Source organism: Quisquiliibacterium sp. (assembly GCF_982640115.1).
This window is the reverse complement of sequence record NZ_CEXFHW010000007.1, coordinates 31,467-47,960: the sequence shown is the minus strand read 5'-3', so window position 1 is coordinate 47,960 and position 16,494 is coordinate 31,467. Positions and strand designations below refer to the sequence as shown.

The 16,494-nt window shown below is 72.0% G+C and carries 18 protein-coding genes and 1 tRNA gene; 2 read left to right on the top strand and 17 right to left on the bottom strand.

Features of this window, described 5'->3' with window-relative positions; all coding sequences use genetic code 11:
* Positions 1-208: 208 nt before the first annotated feature.
* The 6 genes from AC2H6A_RS01850 to AC2H6A_RS01825 all read right to left on the bottom strand — a co-directional run bounded on the left by AC2H6A_RS01850 (position 209) and on the right by AC2H6A_RS01825 (position 5,369).
* Positions 209-844 carry a 50S ribosomal protein L25/general stress protein Ctc gene (locus AC2H6A_RS01850; protein ID WP_484271422.1) on the bottom strand — a complete coding sequence of 212 codons (636 nt, stop codon included), beginning with the start codon at positions 842-844 and terminating at the stop codon, positions 209-211.
* 124 nt (positions 845-968) lie between these two features.
* Positions 969-1,901 (bottom strand): ribose-phosphate pyrophosphokinase, encoded by a 933-nt coding sequence (locus tag AC2H6A_RS01845; RefSeq protein ID WP_484271425.1) that lies wholly within the window; start codon positions 1,899-1,901, stop codon positions 969-971.
* 95 nt (positions 1,902-1,996) lie between these two features.
* A tRNA-Gln gene (locus tag AC2H6A_RS01840) sits at positions 1,997-2,073 on the bottom strand.
* Positions 2,074-2,150: 77 nt separating this feature from the next.
* Positions 2,151-3,047 carry a 4-(cytidine 5'-diphospho)-2-C-methyl-D-erythritol kinase gene (gene ispE / locus AC2H6A_RS01835; protein WP_484271421.1) on the bottom strand — a complete coding sequence of 299 codons (897 nt, stop codon included), beginning with the start codon at positions 3,045-3,047 and terminating at the stop codon, positions 2,151-2,153.
* Positions 3,044-3,718, bottom strand: coding sequence for an outer membrane lipoprotein LolB (locus AC2H6A_RS01830; RefSeq protein WP_484271420.1), 675 nt, complete (start codon positions 3,716-3,718; stop codon positions 3,044-3,046). The genes ispE and AC2H6A_RS01830 overlap by 4 nt, the downstream gene beginning before the upstream one ends.
* Positions 3,705-5,369: a tetratricopeptide repeat protein gene (locus AC2H6A_RS01825; RefSeq protein ID WP_484271419.1), complete on the bottom strand. Its 1,665-nt coding sequence runs from the start codon at positions 5,367-5,369 to the stop codon at positions 3,705-3,707. Before AC2H6A_RS01825 ends, AC2H6A_RS01830 begins: the two co-directional genes overlap by 14 nt.
* Positions 5,370-5,526: 157 nt before the next feature.
* Between AC2H6A_RS01825 and mutM the strand changes: the two genes are divergently transcribed.
* Positions 5,527-6,348 carry a bifunctional DNA-formamidopyrimidine glycosylase/DNA-(apurinic or apyrimidinic site) lyase gene (gene mutM / locus AC2H6A_RS01820; RefSeq protein ID WP_484271418.1) on the top strand — a complete coding sequence of 274 codons (822 nt, stop codon included), beginning with the start codon at positions 5,527-5,529 and terminating at the stop codon, positions 6,346-6,348.
* Positions 6,349-6,361: 13 nt separating this feature from the next.
* Positions 6,362-7,579: an A/G-specific adenine glycosylase gene (gene mutY, locus AC2H6A_RS01815; RefSeq protein ID WP_484271417.1), complete on the top strand. Its 1,218-nt coding sequence runs from the start codon at positions 6,362-6,364 to the stop codon at positions 7,577-7,579.
* 42 nt (positions 7,580-7,621) lie between these two features.
* Here mutY and AC2H6A_RS01810 read toward each other — a convergent pair whose 3' ends face one another.
* The 11 genes from AC2H6A_RS01810 to AC2H6A_RS01760 form a co-directional block, all read right to left on the bottom strand.
* On the bottom strand, positions 7,622-8,254 hold the full coding sequence (locus AC2H6A_RS01810; protein WP_484271416.1) for an LON peptidase substrate-binding domain-containing protein: 633 nt from the start codon (positions 8,252-8,254) through the stop codon (positions 7,622-7,624).
* Entirely contained in the window at positions 8,251-9,123 is an 873-nt protein-coding gene (gene rapZ, locus AC2H6A_RS01805; RefSeq protein WP_484271415.1) for an RNase adapter RapZ, read from the bottom strand. Before rapZ ends, AC2H6A_RS01810 begins: the two co-directional genes overlap by 4 nt.
* 8 nt (positions 9,124-9,131) lie before the next feature.
* Positions 9,132-10,067 (bottom strand): HPr(Ser) kinase/phosphatase, encoded by a 936-nt coding sequence (gene hprK, locus AC2H6A_RS01800; protein WP_484271414.1) that lies wholly within the window; start codon positions 10,065-10,067, stop codon positions 9,132-9,134.
* Between the two features lie 10 nt (positions 10,068-10,077).
* Positions 10,078-10,548 carry a PTS sugar transporter subunit IIA gene (locus AC2H6A_RS01795; RefSeq protein WP_484271413.1) on the bottom strand — a complete coding sequence of 157 codons (471 nt, stop codon included), beginning with the start codon at positions 10,546-10,548 and terminating at the stop codon, positions 10,078-10,080.
* 167 nt (positions 10,549-10,715) lie between these two features.
* Positions 10,716-11,036 (bottom strand): ribosome hibernation-promoting factor, HPF/YfiA family, encoded by a 321-nt coding sequence (gene hpf / locus AC2H6A_RS01790; RefSeq protein ID WP_484271412.1) that lies wholly within the window; start codon positions 11,034-11,036, stop codon positions 10,716-10,718.
* 99 nt (positions 11,037-11,135) lie between these two features.
* On the bottom strand, positions 11,136-12,668 hold the full coding sequence (locus AC2H6A_RS01785; RefSeq protein ID WP_484271411.1) for an RNA polymerase factor sigma-54: 1,533 nt from the start codon (positions 12,666-12,668) through the stop codon (positions 11,136-11,138).
* Positions 12,669-12,720: 52 nt separating this feature from the next.
* Positions 12,721-13,509 carry an LPS export ABC transporter ATP-binding protein gene (gene lptB, locus AC2H6A_RS01780; RefSeq protein WP_484271410.1) on the bottom strand — a complete coding sequence of 263 codons (789 nt, stop codon included), beginning with the start codon at positions 13,507-13,509 and terminating at the stop codon, positions 12,721-12,723.
* Positions 13,509-14,132 carry a lipopolysaccharide transport periplasmic protein LptA gene (lptA, locus tag AC2H6A_RS01775; RefSeq protein WP_484271409.1) on the bottom strand — a complete coding sequence of 208 codons (624 nt, stop codon included), beginning with the start codon at positions 14,130-14,132 and terminating at the stop codon, positions 13,509-13,511. Before lptA ends, lptB begins: the two co-directional genes overlap by 1 nt.
* Positions 14,129-14,752: an LPS export ABC transporter periplasmic protein LptC gene (lptC, locus tag AC2H6A_RS01770; RefSeq protein ID WP_484271408.1), complete on the bottom strand. Its 624-nt coding sequence runs from the start codon at positions 14,750-14,752 to the stop codon at positions 14,129-14,131. Before lptC ends, lptA begins: the two co-directional genes overlap by 4 nt.
* 10 nt (positions 14,753-14,762) lie before the next feature.
* The gene (locus tag AC2H6A_RS01765) at positions 14,763-15,437 is read right to left on the bottom strand and encodes a KdsC family phosphatase (protein ID WP_484271407.1); all 675 of its coding nucleotides are present in this window, start codon (positions 15,435-15,437) and stop codon (positions 14,763-14,765) included.
* Positions 15,437-16,444: a KpsF/GutQ family sugar-phosphate isomerase gene (locus tag AC2H6A_RS01760; protein WP_484271406.1), complete on the bottom strand. Its 1,008-nt coding sequence runs from the start codon at positions 16,442-16,444 to the stop codon at positions 15,437-15,439. The genes AC2H6A_RS01765 and AC2H6A_RS01760 overlap by 1 nt, the downstream gene beginning before the upstream one ends.
* Positions 16,445-16,494: the final 50 nt, after the last annotated feature.

The following is a 16,494-nucleotide window of genomic DNA, read 5'->3' as shown; positions in this document are numbered from 1 at the left end:
CGACGTGATCAAGGTGCTCGACCTGAAGATGCCGGCCGGCGTGAAGCCGGTGCTCAAGGGCAAGGAGAACCCGGCGGTGGTCACGGTCACGACCAAGGGCGGCGCCAGCGAAGAGGAATCGGCCGCACCCGCCTCGGCCGATGTACCGGCCACCGCGCAGAAGGCGCCGCCGGCCGCCACCTGGGGGCGGCAGCCGGCGGATGCGGCCTTACTTCTTGGCCGGAGCCTTCTTCTCGGCACCCTTCTTGGCGGGGGCGGCGGCAGCGGGCGCAACCTCTTCGGCGGCAGCCGGCACGGACACGGTGATGACCGCCGGGTTCTCGCGGCCACCGAGCACCACCGACACGCCCGAGGGCAGGGCGATGTCACGCACATGCACGGTCTGGCCAACCTGCAGGCTGGTCAGGTCGACGGTGACGAACTCGGGCAGATCGGCCGGCAGGCAGGACACGGTGATCTCGGTGATCACATGGCTGATGATCGCCGCCGAGAGCTTCACCGCCGGGGAGTTCTCCTGGTTGGTGAAGTGCAGCGGCACCTTCAGCACGATCTTCTGATCGGCGGCCACCCGCTGGAAGTCGATGTGCTGGATCAGCGGCTTGTACGGGTGCCATTGCACCGCGCGCAGCAGCACGCGCTCGGCCTTGCCGTCGAGCTCCATGTCGAGGATGGAGGCGTGGAAGGCCTCGACCCGCAGGGCGTGGTAGAGCGGGTTGTGATCGAGTTCGATCATGGTGGGCGTGGCGTTGCCGCCGTACAGAATGCCCGGGACCTTGGCGGCACGGCGCAGGCGGCGGCTCGCACCGGAACCCTGCAGCTGACGCGTGTTGGCGACGACTTTCATCGCGTTCTCCTGAAGAAGCCCCGGGTCCGCGACCAGAACGACGGGGCGTTGCGAATGCCCGACCCGGAAGCCCGGGGCAGGCGCCTGAAAAAGCATGCCGGCATTGCCGGCGGGGCGTTGACGATCAGTCGACGAACAGCGACGACACCGAGTCGGCGCGGTTGATGCGCAGGATGGTCTCGGCCAGCAGCTGCGCGCAGCTCAGCACGCGGATCTTGGTGGACGAGCGCGCGTCCTTGGGCAGCGAGATGGTGTCGGTGACCACCAGCTCATCGAGGGGCGAGTTGGCGATGCGATCGACCGCGCCGCCCGACAGCACCGGATGCGTGCAGTAGGCCAGCACCCGCTGCGCGCCCTGCTGCTTGAGCGCCGCGGCGGCCTTCACCAGCGTGTTGGCGGTGTCGACCATGTCGTCCATGATGACGCAGGTGCGGCCGCTGACATCGCCGATGATGTTCATGACCTCGGCCACATTGGCCTTGGGGCGGCGCTTGTCGATGATGGCGAGGTCGCAGTCGAGCCGCTTGGCCAGCGCGCGGGCACGCACCACGCCGCCCACATCGGGCGACACCACCATGACATTCTCGAACTGCTGCTTGTGGACATCGGCCAGCAGCAGCGGCGCGGCGTAGATGTTGTCGACCGGGATGTCGAAGAAGCCCGGGATCTGGTCGGCGTGCAGGTCCATGGTGAGCACGCGCTCCACGCCGGCGATCTGCAGCATGTTGGCCACCACCTTGGCGCTGATCGCCACCCGCATCGAGCGCACCCGGCGGTCCTGGCGGGCATAGCCGAAGTAGGGCAGGGCCGCGGTGATGCGGCCGGCCGAGGCGCGCTTGAGCGCGTCGACCATGATCATGACCTCCATCAGGTGGTCATTGGTGGGCGCGCAGGTGGACTGCAGCACGAAGACATCCTTGCCGCGGACGTTCTCGAGGATCTCGACCATGACCTCGCCGTCGGAGAATCGGCCGACGGTGGCCTTGCCCAGGGGCATGTGCAGGTGCGAGGCGACATCGGTCGCCAGCTTGGGATTGGCGTTGCCGGTGAAGATCATCAGCCCTTCGGGCGACAAGGCTTCAGCGTTGCGGCGCGTGGCCTGCTGCATGGCGGATCCGGTGGTCGGTGGCGGAACGGCGAGGCGGAGGGGTTTGGCTGGGGAGGAAGGACTCGAACCCTCGCATGCCGGAATCAAAATCCGGTGCCTTAACCAACTTGGCGACTCCCCAACGGTTCTTTGGGGCGGCTGTTGCCGGCGGATGCCTGCTTCAACCACCCGCGCGGGAACCACCGCGCGATCGACTGCTCACTGCTGACGGAAGGCCCATTCGCACAGCGGATGCCGGCCGAGCGACCCGGTGAGCCAGGCCTGACTGCCCGGCGCCGATTCCCCCAGGGCCTGCACCAACCCCCGACCTGCCGACGCGCTGGGCACGGGCACGAAAACACAGGCACCCGAACCGCTCATGCGCACTGCTGCCGGATTGGCGCCTGCCTGAGCCGCTGCCTGCCGCAACTGCCCGAGTGCTTGCGCCACCCGGGGGTAGCGAGCCTCGACCACCGGCTGCAGGTCATTGCGGCCTTCAAGGCCAGACCACTCGCACGAAAGACTGTCGAGTGTAAGGGGTCGGGTATTCCGAGTCAATTCAGGGGCCGAGAACACGCCCGCGGTCGGCACCGCCTGCGCCGGTGCGACCACGACGAAGTGGCGGGCCGGCAGGCGGATTGGCTGCAGTTGCTCGCCGATGCCGGTGCCATAGGCGTTGTGGCCGCGCACGAACACCGGCACGTCGGCGCCCAGGTCGAGCGCCAGTTCGGCCAGTGCGTCGACCGGCCAGTGCAGACCCCAGAGCCGGTTCAGGCCGAGCAGCACGGTGGCCGCGTCGGAGCTGCCGCCGCCCAGGCCGCCGCCCATCGGAATGCGCTTGTCGAGGCCGATGCGCACGCCGAGCCGGCAGCCGCTTGCCTGCGCGAACCGGCGGGCCGCACGAACGGTGAGGTCATCGTCGGCGGGCACGCCGGGAATCTCGCGGTCGCGCTCGATGCGGCCCTCGGGCAGGGTGTCGAGATGGACGGCATCGGCGAGGTCGATCAGCTGGAAGACCGTCTCGAGCAGGTGGTAGCCGTCGTCGCGGCGCCCAGTCACATGCAGGAACAGGTTGAGCTTGGCCGGCGCCGGCAGGTGGCGCAGGGCGCGGATCATGGCCGGCTCCCGCTGCTGCCGACGCGCCCGCCGCCGTCGCCCTTGCCCATGTCGTGCCGCTCGGCCGAGTCGACCAGCAGGCGCAGCTCGACCTGGCTGACCCGTCCGGCCGCGGGCGCCGTGATGCCGCCCTCGGGCCAGCGCAGGGTGAGCCGCTGCGGCCAGCCATCGCGCCAGGCCTCGATGCTGACCCGCCAGCCGGCATCGGTGAAGCTGACCGGATCGGAGCCCGGACCGGCGCGGGCGGCGCCCGGCGAGGTGGGCGCGCCCTGAGGCCCCGCCAGCCAGCGCGAGAGCTCGGCGATCGGGGCGGGCCAGCCGAAAGCCCGCTCGGTGAGCTGGCCGGCGTCGGGGGCCGAGAGCCGCTGGCCGTCGGCGGTGACCAGGCTCGCGCCCTGCGCGCCCAGGGTGGCCACCGCCACGGTCTGGCCCAGGGGCGTGGCGATGGTGAGCTCGCTGCCCGTCGCGGCGATGCGCAGGCTGAAGCCGCCCGCGGCGCGCTGCGCGAGATCGGCGTCGGCGGGCCCGCGCCAGCTCGCCGAGAAGCGGCCGGTGTAGCGGGTTTCGGCGGTGGGTGGTTCGGCCACCGGCGGCGCCGGGGTGGCGCAGGCTCCGAGCAGTGCCGCCGTGCCGGCGGCGGCCAGCACCCCCGCGAGGCTAGAGCGCGACATTGAGCCGGGCCAGCGTGTCTTTCAGGGTGGCGTTGTCGGGTTCGCGCCGGCGGGCCTCGCCCCACAGGGTGCGGGCCTCGTCGGCCCGGCCGAGCTTCCAGAGCACCTCGCCGAGGTGCGCGGCGATTTCGGCCTCGGGGCTCAGGGCGTAGGCGCGGCGCAGGTACTCGGCCGCGCGCTCGGTCTGGCCACGGCGGAACAGCACCCAGCCCATGCTGTCGAGGATGTGCGGGTCATCGGGCAGCAGCTGCAGCGCGCGCTCGATGAGGGCCTGCGCCTCTTCCAGCCGCAGGCCGCGGTCGGCCAGGCTGTAGCCCAGCGCATTGTGGGCATGGGCGTGGTCGGGGCGCGCGCTGATCAGCTTGCGCAGGCTGGCTTCCATGACATCGATGCGGTCGAGCCGCTCGGCCGCCATGGCATGGTCATAGAGCAGGTCGGGGTTGTCGGGCTGCGCGCCGAGGGCCTGGTCGAGTGCCGCGAAGGCCTCGGCGCTGCGGCCGGCCTCGCGCAGCACCTGCGCCTGGGTGGCCACCCGCTGCGCGCGGTCGCGGGGCGTGAGCGGATTGGACTCGGCGAGCAGCGCCAGGGCGGCATCGATGCGGCCGGCACGGGCGGTGAGCAGCGCGCGCCGCAGCAGTGCCTGCCACGCCGCGTCGCCATCGGTGATGCGGGCCAGCCAGTCGATGGCCTCGTCGAACTGCTTGCGTTCCTCGGCCACCTGCGCCAGGAAGGCATAGGCCCCGGCCTTGTCGGATTCGGGCACGCCGGGCTGGGCCACCAGGCGGCGCAGATGGCCGGCGGCGACCTCGGGCTGGCGGGCCTGCTGCGCGAACTGCGCGAGCGAGAACAGGATGGCCGGGTTGTCGGGGCTCTGCCGCAGCGCGCTCTCCATCTCGCGGCGGGCGTCGTCGGTGCGGCCGGCGGCGGCCAGCAGTCGCGCGTACTGGAAGCGGGCCTCGAGCGAAGCGGGCTGGCGCTCGAGGAAGCCGGCCAGCAGGCGCAGCGAGGCCACGCTGTTGCCGCTGCTCTCCTGGAGCAGCCGCGCCGCGGTGAGGGCCAGGCGCTCATCGTCGGGCCGCAGCGCGTAGGCCCTGCCCGCCTCCTGGGCGGCGCGCTCGGCGAGGCCGGCCGCCTGCGCCAGACCGGCGAGGGCCAGCCGGGCCTCCGGCAGTTGCGCATCGGCCGCGGCGAGTTCATCGAGCAGGGCCAGCGCGGCGGTCTTGTCCGGCGCGCGCACCAGGGCGCGCTGCAGTTGCGCGTAGGCTTCGGGCAGATCGCCGCCGGCGCGCGCGCGAGCCAGCCGGGCGCCGACCAGGGGCCGGGCCTCGGTCAGCCGGCCGGTGGAGATCAGCAGGGTCTCGAGCGTCTGGGTGGCAACCGGCGAGGCGGGCGCGAGTTCCCGCCACAGGCGGGCCGCCTGCAGGGCGCGGTCGAGGGAGCGTTCGGTGAGCGCGAACTCGGTGGCGCGCTGGGCCAGCCGGGGATCGCGGGTCTTGCGGGCGAGAGAGAGGTAGGTGGCGGTGGCGCTGCCGATCTGCCCGCGCTGGGCGGCGATTTCGGAGGCGAGCAGCTGGAAGACGATGTCGGCGGTGAGCTCCACGCCAGGCGGGGCGGTCGTCGCAGTGCCCGCCTTCTCGGCCACGGCGGGCATCGGCAGGGCGCAGAGCAGCAGGAGGGCGGAGGCGGCCAGTCGGGCGAGTGGCCGCGGCGCGCGGCGGCGGGGACCGCGGCCCTGGGCGCCGCGCGTCGTTGGGAGCGGCTTCATGAATCGATCTTAGGTTCAATTACACTCGGCGGCAACCAAGCCCATGCCTGAACTCCCCGAAGTCGAAGTCGTTGCCCGCGGCCTGCGCGCCCGCGTTCTCGGGCATACCGTGCGCGGTGCCGAACTGCGCGCCAGCGCCCTGCGCTGGCCGCTGCCCCAGGACCTGTCCGGTCTGCTGGCCGGACGCCGTGTCGAGCGCATCGACCGGCGCGGCAAGTACCTGCTGCTGCACTTCGGCCACGGTGTGCTCATCCTGCACCTGGGCATGTCGGGCAGCCTGCGCTTCCTCGAGCACTGGGAGCCGCCGCAGCGCCACGACCATGTCGACATCGGCTTCGGGCACGGCTGGCTGCGTCTGCACGACCCGCGCCGTTTCGGCGCACTGCTCTGGCACGAGGCCGCGAAGGGCCCGGTCGCCGCGCATCCGCTGCTCGCCCGCCTGGGCGTGGAGCCGCTGGAGGGCGGCTTCGATGGCGCGCTCCTGCACGGAGGCTGCCGCGGGCGCCGGGTGGCCATCAAGCAGCTGTTGCTGGCCGGGCAGGTGGTGGTCGGCGTGGGCAACATCTATGCTTCCGAGAGCCTGTTTCGGGCCGGCATCCGGCCCACCACCCGCGCCGCGCGCCTGTCGGCGGGGCGCTGCGAGGCGCTGGCGCAGGCGATCCGGGCCACCCTGGCCCTGGCCATCGAGCGCGGCGGCAGCACGCTGCGCGACTTCACCGGCGCCGACGGCCAGAGCGGATACTTCCAGCTCGAGTGCCTGGTCTACGGTCGCCAGGGCGAGCCTTGCCGGCGCTGTGGCACGCCGATCCGCATGGCGCACCATCAGCAGCGGGCCACCTACTGGTGCCCGGGCTGCCAGCGCTGAGGCGTCCCGCCGCGTGAGCGCCTTCGCCGGTCGGGTGATCGCGTGGCAGCGCAGCCATGGCCGGCATGACCTGCCCTGGCAGGCCAGCCGCGACCCCTATCGGATCTGGCTGTCCGAGGTCATGCTGCAGCAGACCCAGGTGGCCACGGTGATTCCGTATTACCAGCGCTTCCTGGCGGCCTTCCCTGATGTGGCCAGCCTCGCCGCCGCGCCGGCCGAGCAGGTGCTCGCCCTCTGGAGCGGGCTGGGCTATTACCGCCGCGCCCGGCATCTGCACCGGGCCGCGCTCGAGGTCATGGTCCGCTTCGGCGGGACGATGCCCACCGACCCCGAGCTGCTGGTCAGCCTGCCCGGCATCGGCCGATCCACGGCGGCCGCGATCGCGGTCTTCTCGGTGGGCGCGCGTGCGGCCATCCTCGATGGCAATGTGAAGCGGGTGTTCCTGCGGCATGGGGCGATCGACGGCGATCCCGCCTCGGGCGCGGTGCTCGAGCGGCTCTGGGCGCTGGCGCAGGCGCGGCTGCCCGCCACCGGACTGCCGGCCTATACCCAGGGGCTGATGGACCTCGGCGCGACGGCGTGCACCCGCAGCCGTCCGGCCTGCGATCGCTGTCCGCTGGCCGCCGACTGTCAGGCGCTGGCGAGCGGCCAGCCGACCGCCTGGCCGCAGCCGCGCAAGCCTCGGGCGGTGCCACGACGCGACCTGCCGCTGTTGCTGATCCTGCGCGGTGACGCGGTGCTGCTGCAGCGTCGCCCCGAGCAGGGCATCTGGGGCGGGCTGTGGTGCCCGCCGGTGTGTCCGCAGCCGCCGACCTCGGCATCCCAGGCGCTGGCGGCGGCGATCGGCCTGCTGGCCGATGCCGGCGAGGTCGATGCGATTGACGCCGATGCGATTGACGCCGATGCCGGTCACGACGAGCGCGCCGGCGACGCTGGCGCCGGCGCGCGCACCGTGACCGCCGAGCGCGGAACGGCGCAGGCGCTGCCGGGTTTCGAGCACGCGCTGACCCATTTCCGGCTGGTGATCGCGCCCTGGCGGGTGGACCTGCCGCTGACCCGCGCGCGCGCGCTGCCCACGACGGCTGCGGTGAGCACGAGCCCGCCGCCGACAACGGCCGCCGACTGGCGATGGTGGCCCCTGAGCGCCTGCGCCGACGCGGCACTGCCCGTGCCGGCCCGGCGCCTGCTGGCCTCGCTCAGGCCGCCCGGAGGGTCACCCGAGGGATCCTGATCCGGCAGCCGGTGGCCAGCCGCGACCGCCGGCGGCCGCGGCTCAGATCACCTGGCGCTGTGCCAGGAACTGATGCACCAGCGACAGCCGCATCAGCGGATCGGGCAGGGCCATGAGCCGGTGCCGCGTGCCCGGCGGGATGGGCAGAAACTCGCACAGCCGGTTGGCCACCCAGCCCGCATCCTCATAGCGCAGCGGCTCGGCCACCATCTGCCGCATGGTGTCGGTCTCGCGCGCCACCAGGTCGTCGACAATGCGGCGCACCAGCTGCGGCAGCACCGCGAACTCCGCCGGCACCGGCGCGGCCGGATCGGGGTCGATCAGGCGCACGCGGGCGCGGACCAGTCCGTCCTTCTGCAGATGCCGCTCGAGCACCTCGAAGCGCTGCCCGCCCACGCAGCGGATGCGCAGCACGCCGAGCTGCTCCATGTCCCACTCGCGGATCTGCGCCAGGCAGCCGATGGTCTCGTGCTCGGCCGGTTCGCCGACCTCGCCGCCGCGCGTGATCAGGCACACGCCGAAGGCAGATTCGGTGCGCAGGCAGGCCTTGACCATGTCCATGTAGCGGGCCTCGAAGATGCGCAGCGGCAGCACGCCCTCCGGAAACAGCACGCTGCCCAGGGGAAAGATCGGCAGGTCGGCGATGAGGCCGTTGCCGTCGTGGTCTGCGCTCATGCCACCAGCCGGCGCTGGGCCAGCGACCGATGCCGCACCAGCACATGCTCGGTGCGGCGGAAGCGGTGGGCGAGCTCCTTCACGCACCACACCGAGCGGTGCTGGCCGCCGGTGCAGCCCACCGCCACGGTCAGGTAGCTGCGGTGCTCCTGGATGTAGAACGGCAGCCAGGTGCGCAGGAAGCCCTCGATATGCTCGACGAAGCGCAGCACCGAGGGGATCTCGCGCAGATAGGCGTCCACCGGCGCATCCAGCCCGGTGAGCGGGCGCAGCTCGGTGTCGTAGTACGGGTTGGGCAGGCAGCGCGCATCGAAGGCGAGATCGGCGTCGAGCGGCACGCCCTGCTTGTAGGCGAAGGATTCGAAGAGCAGCGTGAGCGGCGCGCGCCCCGCACCCACCGCCTCGCGCACCCACTGGCGCAGCACATTCGGGTGCAGATCGGTGGTGTCGATGGCCAGGCCGACATCCTCGAGCACCGCCATCACCTCGCGTTCGCGTTCGATGGCCTCCACCAGGGTGCCGCGCTCGGCCGGCTCGGCGGCCTGCATGGTCATGGGATGGCGCCGACGCGTCTCGGCGTAGCGCTGCACCAGCGTGGCCGTGCCGGCATTCAGGAACAGGGTCTTGACATCGTGCCCCAGGCTGGCGAGCCGCGGCACATTGGCCCGCAGCTCGCTCACCGACTCGCCGCTGCGGGCGTCGATCGCCACCGCCACGCGCTCGTGCCCGGCGCCGGCGAGCGACGCGATCACCTCCTGCAGGAAGCGCACCGGCAGGTTGTCGACGCAGAAGAAGCCGTCGTCCTCGAGCACATTGAGCGCGATCGACTTGCCGGAGCCGGAGATGCCGGTGATCAGAACGACGCGCATCGCGGGATTCAGGCCTGGCCGCCCTGCTCGATCATCTGGTGCTGACGCTCGACGAACTCGCGGGTGGTGTCGATGCCGCGCAGCGACAGCACCGTGCTGCGCACCGCCGCCTCGGTGAGCACTGCCATGTTGCGGCCGGCCGCCACCGGGATGACCACCTTGCGCACTGCCAGGCCGAGGATGTCCTGGGTGAGCGCCTCGAGGGGCAGCCGCTCGTACTCGTTCTCCATGGTGCTGCGCCGGACCAGATGCACGATCAGCTTGAGCCGCATCTTCCGGCGGATGGAGGTCTCGCCGAAGATGGTGCGGATGTCGAGCAGGCCCAGGCCGCGCACCTCGAGCATGTTGCGCAGCAGCGGCGGGCAGCTGCCTTCGACGGCGTTGTGCGCGATGCGCTTGAAGTCGACCACATCGTCGGCGATCAGGCCGTGGCCGCGGCTGATGAGCTCGAGCGCGAGCTCGCTCTTGCCCAGGCCCGACTCGCCGGAGATCAGGACGCCCAGGCCGAGCACGTCCATGAACACGCCGTGCATCGAGGTGCTGTCGCCGGTGGCCTTGCCCAGCCAGCTGCGCAGCGTGTCGATGATGCGCGCGCCGGGCAGCCCCGAGGACAGCAGCGGCAGGTTGGCGGCCCGGCAGCGGCTGACCAGGCCAGGATCGGGCTCGATGCCCTCGCTCACGATGACCGCCGGCGGGTTGCCGCTGACCACATCGTCGAGGATGGCCCGGCGCCGGGACTCGTCGAGGTGCAGGTAGTACGCGGTCTCGGCCTGGCCGAAGACATGCATGCGCGAGGGGTGGATCAGGTTCAGGTAGCCAAGCAGGTCGGCCGGCGCGGCGCGGGTGGGCGCGATGTCCCGGCTGCCGCCGGCCTCGCCGGCGATCCAGCGCAGCTGCAAGGCCTCACGGTTGGCCTCGAACATCTGGCGGACCGTGACGGTCATGGTCGCGGGCTCAGGCCGCCGGCCGGTAGGGTGCCCAGCCGGCCAGGGTGCGGTGCATCTGGGCGGGGTCGTCGCAGGCCACCAGGCTGTCGCGCACGGCGCGGTCGGACAACAGCTCGGCGAGCTCGGAGAGCAGTTCGAGGTGCTCCTCGGTGGCATGCTCGGGCACCAGCAGGAACACCAGCAGGCGCACCGGCTGGCCATCGGGCGCATCGAAGGGGATGGGTTCGGCCAGACGCACGACTGCCGCCACCGCTTCCTTCAGGCCCTTGATGCGGCCGTGCGGAATGGCCACGCCCTCGCCCAGGCCGGTGGAGCCGAGCCGTTCGCGGGCGAAGAGAGAGTCGAAGACCTTGCCGCGCTCGATGGCCTGGTTGTTCTCGAACAGCAGCCCGGCCTGCTCGAACAGGCGCTTCTTGCTGGTGACCGAGAGGTTGGTCACGACATTGGTGGGCGGGAGCAGGCGGGCGAGTCGGCTCATCGGACGCGGCAACCGGGAACGACGACCTGCAGGCCGTCCGGATGCCCCGGAATTCGGTGATGGAGCGATTGATTATAGGTAGGGCGTCGGGGCTTGGGCGGACTTTTTTGCGCGGCGCACAAGAAAAAGCCCGGCAAGCCGGGCTGGGGTTTCGCAATGCAGGAAAATCAGGCGACCGGTGCGTACTTCATGGCGTCATGGCCATGGCCGGTGGTCTTGTCCTTGTGCTTGAGGATCTGCCGGTCGAGCTTGTCGGCCAGGCTGTCGATCGCGGCGTACAGATCCTGGTCGGTGGACTCGGCAAAGATGTCCCGGCCGGGCACATGGATGCTCACTTCGGCCTTCTGGGCCAGCTTGTCGACGCTGAGGAACACCTTGACATCGATGACCCGGTCGAAGTGCCGGGTGATGCGCTCGAGCTTGAGCAGCAGGTAGTCGCGGATGGCGGGGGTGACTTCGAGGTGGTGACCGCTGATCGACAGGTTCATGGCGCCTCCAGAGGTGGCCCGACGATGATCGGGCCGGGTTGACAACCAGTGGGACGCGCGGCGCCGGGCCGAGACGAGGACTTGCGAGCGGCGTGCCGGTCAGAGCACCTTGCGCTGGGCGACCGGCGCGATCTGCAGGGACTCGCGGTACTTGGCCACCGTGCGTCTTGCCACCACGATACCCTGCTCGCCGAGCATGTCGGCCAACCGGCTGTCGGAAAGGGGCTGCTGCGGATCCTCGGCGGCCACCAGCTGGCGGATGAGCGCGCGGATGGCGGTGCTCGAGGCCGCGCCCCCGGCCTCGGTGGCCACATGGCTGCCGAAGAAGTACTTCAGCTCGAAGGTGCCCGAGGGCGTGAGCATGAATTTCTGGGTGGTGACCCGCGAGACGGTGGACTCGTGCAGACCGAGCTCCTCGGCGATCTCGCGCAGCACCAGCGGACGCATCGCCACCTCGCCATGCGAGAAGAAGGCCTTCTGGCGTTCGACGATCGCCTGCGACACCCGCAGGATGGTGTCGAAGCGCTGCTGGACATTCTTGATCAGCCAGCGCGCCTCCTGCAGCTGCGCGCCCAGGCCGCCGGCCCCGGCGCCGCGGTTGCGGCGCAGGATCTGTGCGTACATGTCGTTGATGCGCAGCTTGGGCAGCACATCGGGGTTCAGCGCGGCGGTCCAGCCGGCGCGGGTGCGACGCACCACCACATCGGGAATCACATAGGTGGGTTCGTCGATCGAGAAGGCCGCACCCGGCCGCGGATTGAGGCTGCGGATCAGGGCCTGGGCCTCGCGCAGCGCCGCGTCGTCGCAGTGCAGCAGCCGCTTGATGCGGGCGAAGTCCTTGGCCGCCAGCAAGGCGAGGTGGTGCTCGATCAGGGCGCGGGCGAGCGCGAAGACCTCGGCACTGGCCCGCCCCGGCTGCTCGGCGCGCAGGGCGGCGAGCTGCAGACGCAGGCTCTCGGCGAGGTCGCGGGCGCCCACCCCTGCGGGGTCGAAGCTCTGCAACAGGGTGAGCGCCGCGTGCAGCTGGTCGGGGTCGATCTCGAGCTCGGCCGGCAGGATGGCCGCGATTTCCTCGAGGCTGCCGTCGAGCAGGCCGTCGTCGGTGAGGTTGTCGATCAGCAGTTCGACCAGCGCCCGGTCGAGCCGGCTGCACTGGGTGGCGGCGAGCTGACCGGCAAGGTGGTCGCGCAGGGTGCGGCCGGTGGCCGCGAGCTGCGGCATCGCGCGGTCGTCGTTCTCATCGTCGCCGGCCGCGCTGCCGCTGCCCGACCAGTCGCCGCCGCGCTCGGCATCGTCGAAGCTCCCGCCGTCACCGCCGCCGTCGGTACCCTCGGCGCCGGCCCGTTCGGTCTCGCCGCCGCCCGCCTCGCGGCGTTCGCCCTCGTGGCCGGATTCGCCCTGGCCGCCGCCCTCGCCCGCACTGCGCGAGGCCGCGAGGCTGCCGCCCGCGTCGAGCCGGATGGCGCCCACCAGCGGGTCGTCCAGGCGCTCGAGCAGCGGGTTGTCGGCCAGAATCTGGTCGAGCTCCTGGTTGAGTTCGAGCGTGGACAACTGCAGCAGCCGGATCGACTGCTGCAGCTGGGGCGTCAGCGCGAGGTGCTGGCTGAGCTTGAGCTGGAGCGAGGTCTTCAAGGGGAGGATGGGGCTCGAACAGGGCGGCCGGCAAGCCCGGCGACGCCGGACCTTACATCCGGAAGTGTTCGCCCAGATAGACGCGGCGGACGCTTTCGTCGGCGATGATCTCGTCGGGCCGGCCGGAAGCAAGAACAGTACCCGCGTTGATGATATACGCCCGATCGCAAATGCCAAGCGTCTCGCGCACGTTGTGATCGGTGATCAGCACGCCGATGCCACGCTCCTTGAGGAAGCGCACGATCCGCTGGATCTCGATCACCGCGATCGGATCGACGCCCGCGAAGGGCTCGTCGAGCAGGATGAAGCGCGGGGAGTTGGCCAGCGCCCGGGCGATCTCGACCCGGCGCCGCTCGCCGCCCGACAGCGACACCGCCGGGTTGCCCCGCAGATGGGTGATCTGCAGATCGGCCAGCAGGGCCTCGAGCCGGCTGGCGATCTCGGTGGCCGGCAGCGGCCCGCCCTGGGCGGCCGGCTGCAGCTCGAGCACTGCCCGGATGTTCTCCTCGACCGACATCTTGCGGAACACCGAGGCTTCCTGCGGCAGGTAGGACAGCCCGATGCGGGCCCGGCGATGGATGGGCAGCCGGCCGATGGGCCGGCCGTCGAGCTCGATGACCCCGGCATCAGAGGGCACCAGGCCCACGATCATGTAGAAGCAGGTGGTCTTGCCCGCGCCGTTGGGTCCGAGCAGGCCGACCACCTCGCCGCTGCGCACCTCGAGGGACACATCGCGCACCACCTGCCGGCCGTGATAGGCCTTCATGAGGTGGCTGATGGTCAGCCTCGATCCGGCGGCCGGTCCGGGGGGCAGCCCCGTGCCCTCGGTGATCGCCGCCATCAGGGGCGGGCCTGGGCCGGCGTGTTGGCCGGCTTCAGCGGCACGGACGGGCCGGCCGGCGCACCACCGGCTCCCGTCTCGGTGCGGGGCTGGATCACCAGCCGCACCCGGCCGCCTGGGTTGTCGGCGGTGGCCCCACGGCTGCCGCCATCGACCGAGACCTGCTCGCTGCGGCCGTCGTAGACGATCAGGCTGCCGTGGACCTCGTCGGTGATCCGGTCCTGCTCCAGGCGCCTGAGCTGGGCCCGGTCGATCAGGCGGACCACCTCGGCCTTGCCGTCGTAGTCGAGCTGCTGCGCGCGGCCGTGCACGAACTGGTCGAGACCGTCGCGCTTCTGGCGGAAAGTGGCCGGGTTGCCGAAGGCGCTGCCGTGCTGGTAGCCCTCGGGATCCTGGCGCATCACCAGCCGATCGGCGCGGATCACCAGTGTGCCGCGGGTGAGCACCACATTGCCGGTGAAGACCGTGGTCTGGCGGACATCGTCGTGGCGCAGGCTGTCGGCCTCGACCTGGGTGGGGCGCTCGCGGTCGGCCCGCTCGGCGCCGGCGGTACCGCCCACGAGCAGACCGAAGGCCAGCGCCAGCACGCGCCAGAGGGCGAGGGTGGGAGATGCGGGGATCATGGGGAGGACGCCTGCCGGGGGGACTGGCCGGCGCCCGTGCCGGGCGGCCAGTGGACCTGCACCCGTTCGCTCAGCTGCAGGGTGCCCTGGCGATTATCGAATTCCATGCCGACACCGGTCAACACGGCGCCGCCGCGCTCGATGCGGACCGGCAGGTCGGTGCGCGCCGTCTCGGTCTCGGAGAACACCAGCAGGGCCTCGGTGCTCAGGCGCAGCGCGGGCGCCTCGGGGCCGGCCTCGCGCACCACCCTGACCTCGTCCTTCAGCAGCGTCTGCTCGCCTCGGCCGGTGGTGCGGCCCTCGCGGGCGGTGAGCGTGACCCGCGGCCGGGTCGGGTCCAGGCTCACCAGGCGGGGCCGGGTGAATTCGCTGCTGTCGTCGTCGGGGAAGTGCACCAGCCGCTCGGCCCACAGCCGGAAGGTGGGTTCGCCCTGCCGGTCGGTGCGGGTGAGCGAGAAGCGTTCGACGAAGTAGTCGGGTTCGTGGGCCGGGGGCCGGGCGCCGGCGGCCGGGTCGTCGCGGCGGGCGAGCTCGGTGAGGTAGTAGCTGTAGGCGGTCAGCCCGGCGAGCAGTGCGATCGACACCGCGGCCGCGACCCGGTCCTGGCGCAGGGCGGGCATGGCGGCGCGCTCAGCCGGGGGTGCCGGCGGGCCGGCCATCGCCGCTCGCCGCGCCACCGTGAGACGCCGGACCGCTGGCGTGCGCCGCATCGCCACCAGGCGCAGGCGCCAGCGCCCCGGGGGAATCGGCCTGGTCGAGCCAGCGCTGAAGCTGGGCGTCGCGAAGGCCGCATCGGGCCAGCCACCAGTCGGCGAACTCGCGCACCGCGCCGTGGCCGCCCGGGCGGCTGGCCACCCAGTCGGCGCGCTCGCGCACCTCGGGGTCGGCGTCGGCGGGCGCCAGCGCGAGGCCGGCCAGCCGCATGGCCGGCAGGTCGGGCCAGTCGTCGCCCATGAACGCGGCCTGAGCGGTGCCGATGCCGAGTTCGGCGCACAGCTCGCGCAGCGCCTGCGCCTTGTCGGACACCGACTGGCGCACATGGACGATGCCGAGCTCGGCGGCGCGGCGCTCGACGATCGCCGAGTGCCGGCCGGTGATGATCGCGATCTGCAGGCCAGCCCCGCGCAGCAGGGCCAGACCGAAACCGTCTCGCACCGAGAAGGCCTTCATGGCCTCGCCCTGCGGGCCGATCAGGATCGCGCCGTCGGTGAGCGTGCCATCGACATCGAGGGCGAGCAGGCGCAGCCCGGGGGCGCTGTCGCGCGCGGGCCGACGCGCGCCGGCGGTGGTGGCGGCCGGGCTCATCAGACGATCTTGGCGGCCAGCAGATCGTGGATCTGCAGTGCCCCCACCAGCCGCCCGTCATCCTCGAGCACCAGCAGCTGCGTGATGCGCCGCGACTCCATCAGGCGCACCGCCTCGGCGGCCAGCGCGCGCGGCCCGATGCGGGCAGGCTGCCGGGTCATGACCTCATCGACGGCAAGCGCACGGATGTCCCCGCCGCGCTCGAGCAGCCGGCGCAGGTCGCCGTCGGTGAACACGCCCAGCGCCAGGCCCTGCCCGTCGACCACCGCGACCATGCCCATGCGCTTGCGCGAGATCTCCAGGATGGCGTCGCCCAGCCGCGCGCCGCTGCGTACCGTGGGCAGCGCCTCACCCTGGCGCATGACATCGGACACCAGGGTGAGCAGGCGCCGGCCCAGGGCGCCGCCCGGATGCGAGGAGGCGAAGTCCTCGGCATCGAAACCGCGGGCCTCGAGCAGGGCCACCGCCAGGGCGTCGCCCAGCGCCATGGCGGCGGTGGTGCTGGCCGTGGGCGCGAGGTTGAGCGGGCAGGCCTCGCGCGCCACGCCCGCGTCGAGGTGGGCGTCGGCCAGCATCGCCAGCCGCGAGCCGGGATCGCCGGTCATGGCGATCAGCCGTGCGCCACGACGCTTGACCAGCGGCACGATCGCCAGCAGCTCCTCGGTGCTGCCGGAGTTGGACAGCGCCAGCACCACATCCTCGGCGATGACCATGCCGAGATCGCCGTGGCTGGCCTCGGCCGGGTGCATGAAGAAGGCGGGGGTGCCGGTGGAGGCCAGCGTGGCGGCGATCTTGCGCCCGACATGGCCCGACTTGCCGATGCCGCTCACCACCACCCGGCCGGTGCAGGCGAGGATGATCGCGCAGGCCCGGGCGAAGTCCTCGCCCAGACGCGCCGGCAGCGCGGCCACCGCCTCGGCCTCGATCTGCAGCACCTCGCGGGCACGCGCCACCAGCGAGGCGCCGTCCGCCGGACCATGACCTGCCGATAGAATGGGGCGGTTCATCCGGACGAGTATATCGGCATCGTCCTGCGCGTCCCGCGCGCCCCCGGAGC

Bases quoted from the DNA above. Each gene is read 5' to 3' on its own strand.
- lptA (WP_484271409.1), bottom strand. From the start codon at position 14,132: ATGATCCCCGCATCTCCCACCCTCGCCCTCTGGCGCGTGCTGGCGCTG.
- rapZ (WP_484271415.1), bottom strand. From the start codon at position 9,123: ATGCGCGTCGTTCTGATCACCGGCATCTCCGGCTCCGGCAAGTCGATC.
- AC2H6A_RS01760 (WP_484271406.1), bottom strand. From the start codon at position 16,444: ATGAACCGCCCCATTCTATCGGCAGGTCATGGTCCGGCGGACGGCGCC.
- AC2H6A_RS01810 (WP_484271416.1), bottom strand. From the start codon at position 8,254: ATGAGCGCAGACCACGACGGCAACGGCCTCATCGCCGACCTGCCGATC.
- AC2H6A_RS01765 (WP_484271407.1), bottom strand. From the start codon at position 15,437: ATGAGCCCGGCCGCCACCACCGCCGGCGCGCGTCGGCCCGCGCGCGAC.
- AC2H6A_RS01795 (WP_484271413.1), bottom strand. From the start codon at position 10,548: ATGAGCCGACTCGCCCGCCTGCTCCCGCCCACCAATGTCGTGACCAAC.
- mutM (WP_484271418.1), top strand. From the start codon at position 5,527: ATGCCTGAACTCCCCGAAGTCGAAGTCGTTGCCCGCGGCCTGCGCGCC.
- hprK (WP_484271414.1), bottom strand. From the start codon at position 10,067: ATGACCGTCACGGTCCGCCAGATGTTCGAGGCCAACCGTGAGGCCTTG.
- AC2H6A_RS01830 (WP_484271420.1), bottom strand. From the start codon at position 3,718: ATGTCGCGCTCTAGCCTCGCGGGGGTGCTGGCCGCCGCCGGCACGGCG.
- hpf (WP_484271412.1), bottom strand. From the start codon at position 11,036: ATGAACCTGTCGATCAGCGGTCACCACCTCGAAGTCACCCCCGCCATC.
- ispE (WP_484271421.1), bottom strand. From the start codon at position 3,047: ATGATCCGCGCCCTGCGCCACCTGCCGGCGCCGGCCAAGCTCAACCTG.
- AC2H6A_RS01850 (WP_484271422.1), bottom strand. From the start codon at position 844: ATGAAAGTCGTCGCCAACACGCGTCAGCTGCAGGGTTCCGGTGCGAGC.
- AC2H6A_RS01825 (WP_484271419.1), bottom strand. From the start codon at position 5,369: ATGCCCGCCGTGGCCGAGAAGGCGGGCACTGCGACGACCGCCCCGCCT.
- lptB (WP_484271410.1), bottom strand. From the start codon at position 13,509: ATGGCGGCGATCACCGAGGGCACGGGGCTGCCCCCCGGACCGGCCGCC.
- AC2H6A_RS01845 (WP_484271425.1), bottom strand. From the start codon at position 1,901: ATGATCTTCACCGGCAACGCCAATCCCAAGCTGGCGACCGATGTCGCC.
- lptC (WP_484271408.1), bottom strand. From the start codon at position 14,752: ATGCCCGCCCTGCGCCAGGACCGGGTCGCGGCCGCGGTGTCGATCGCA.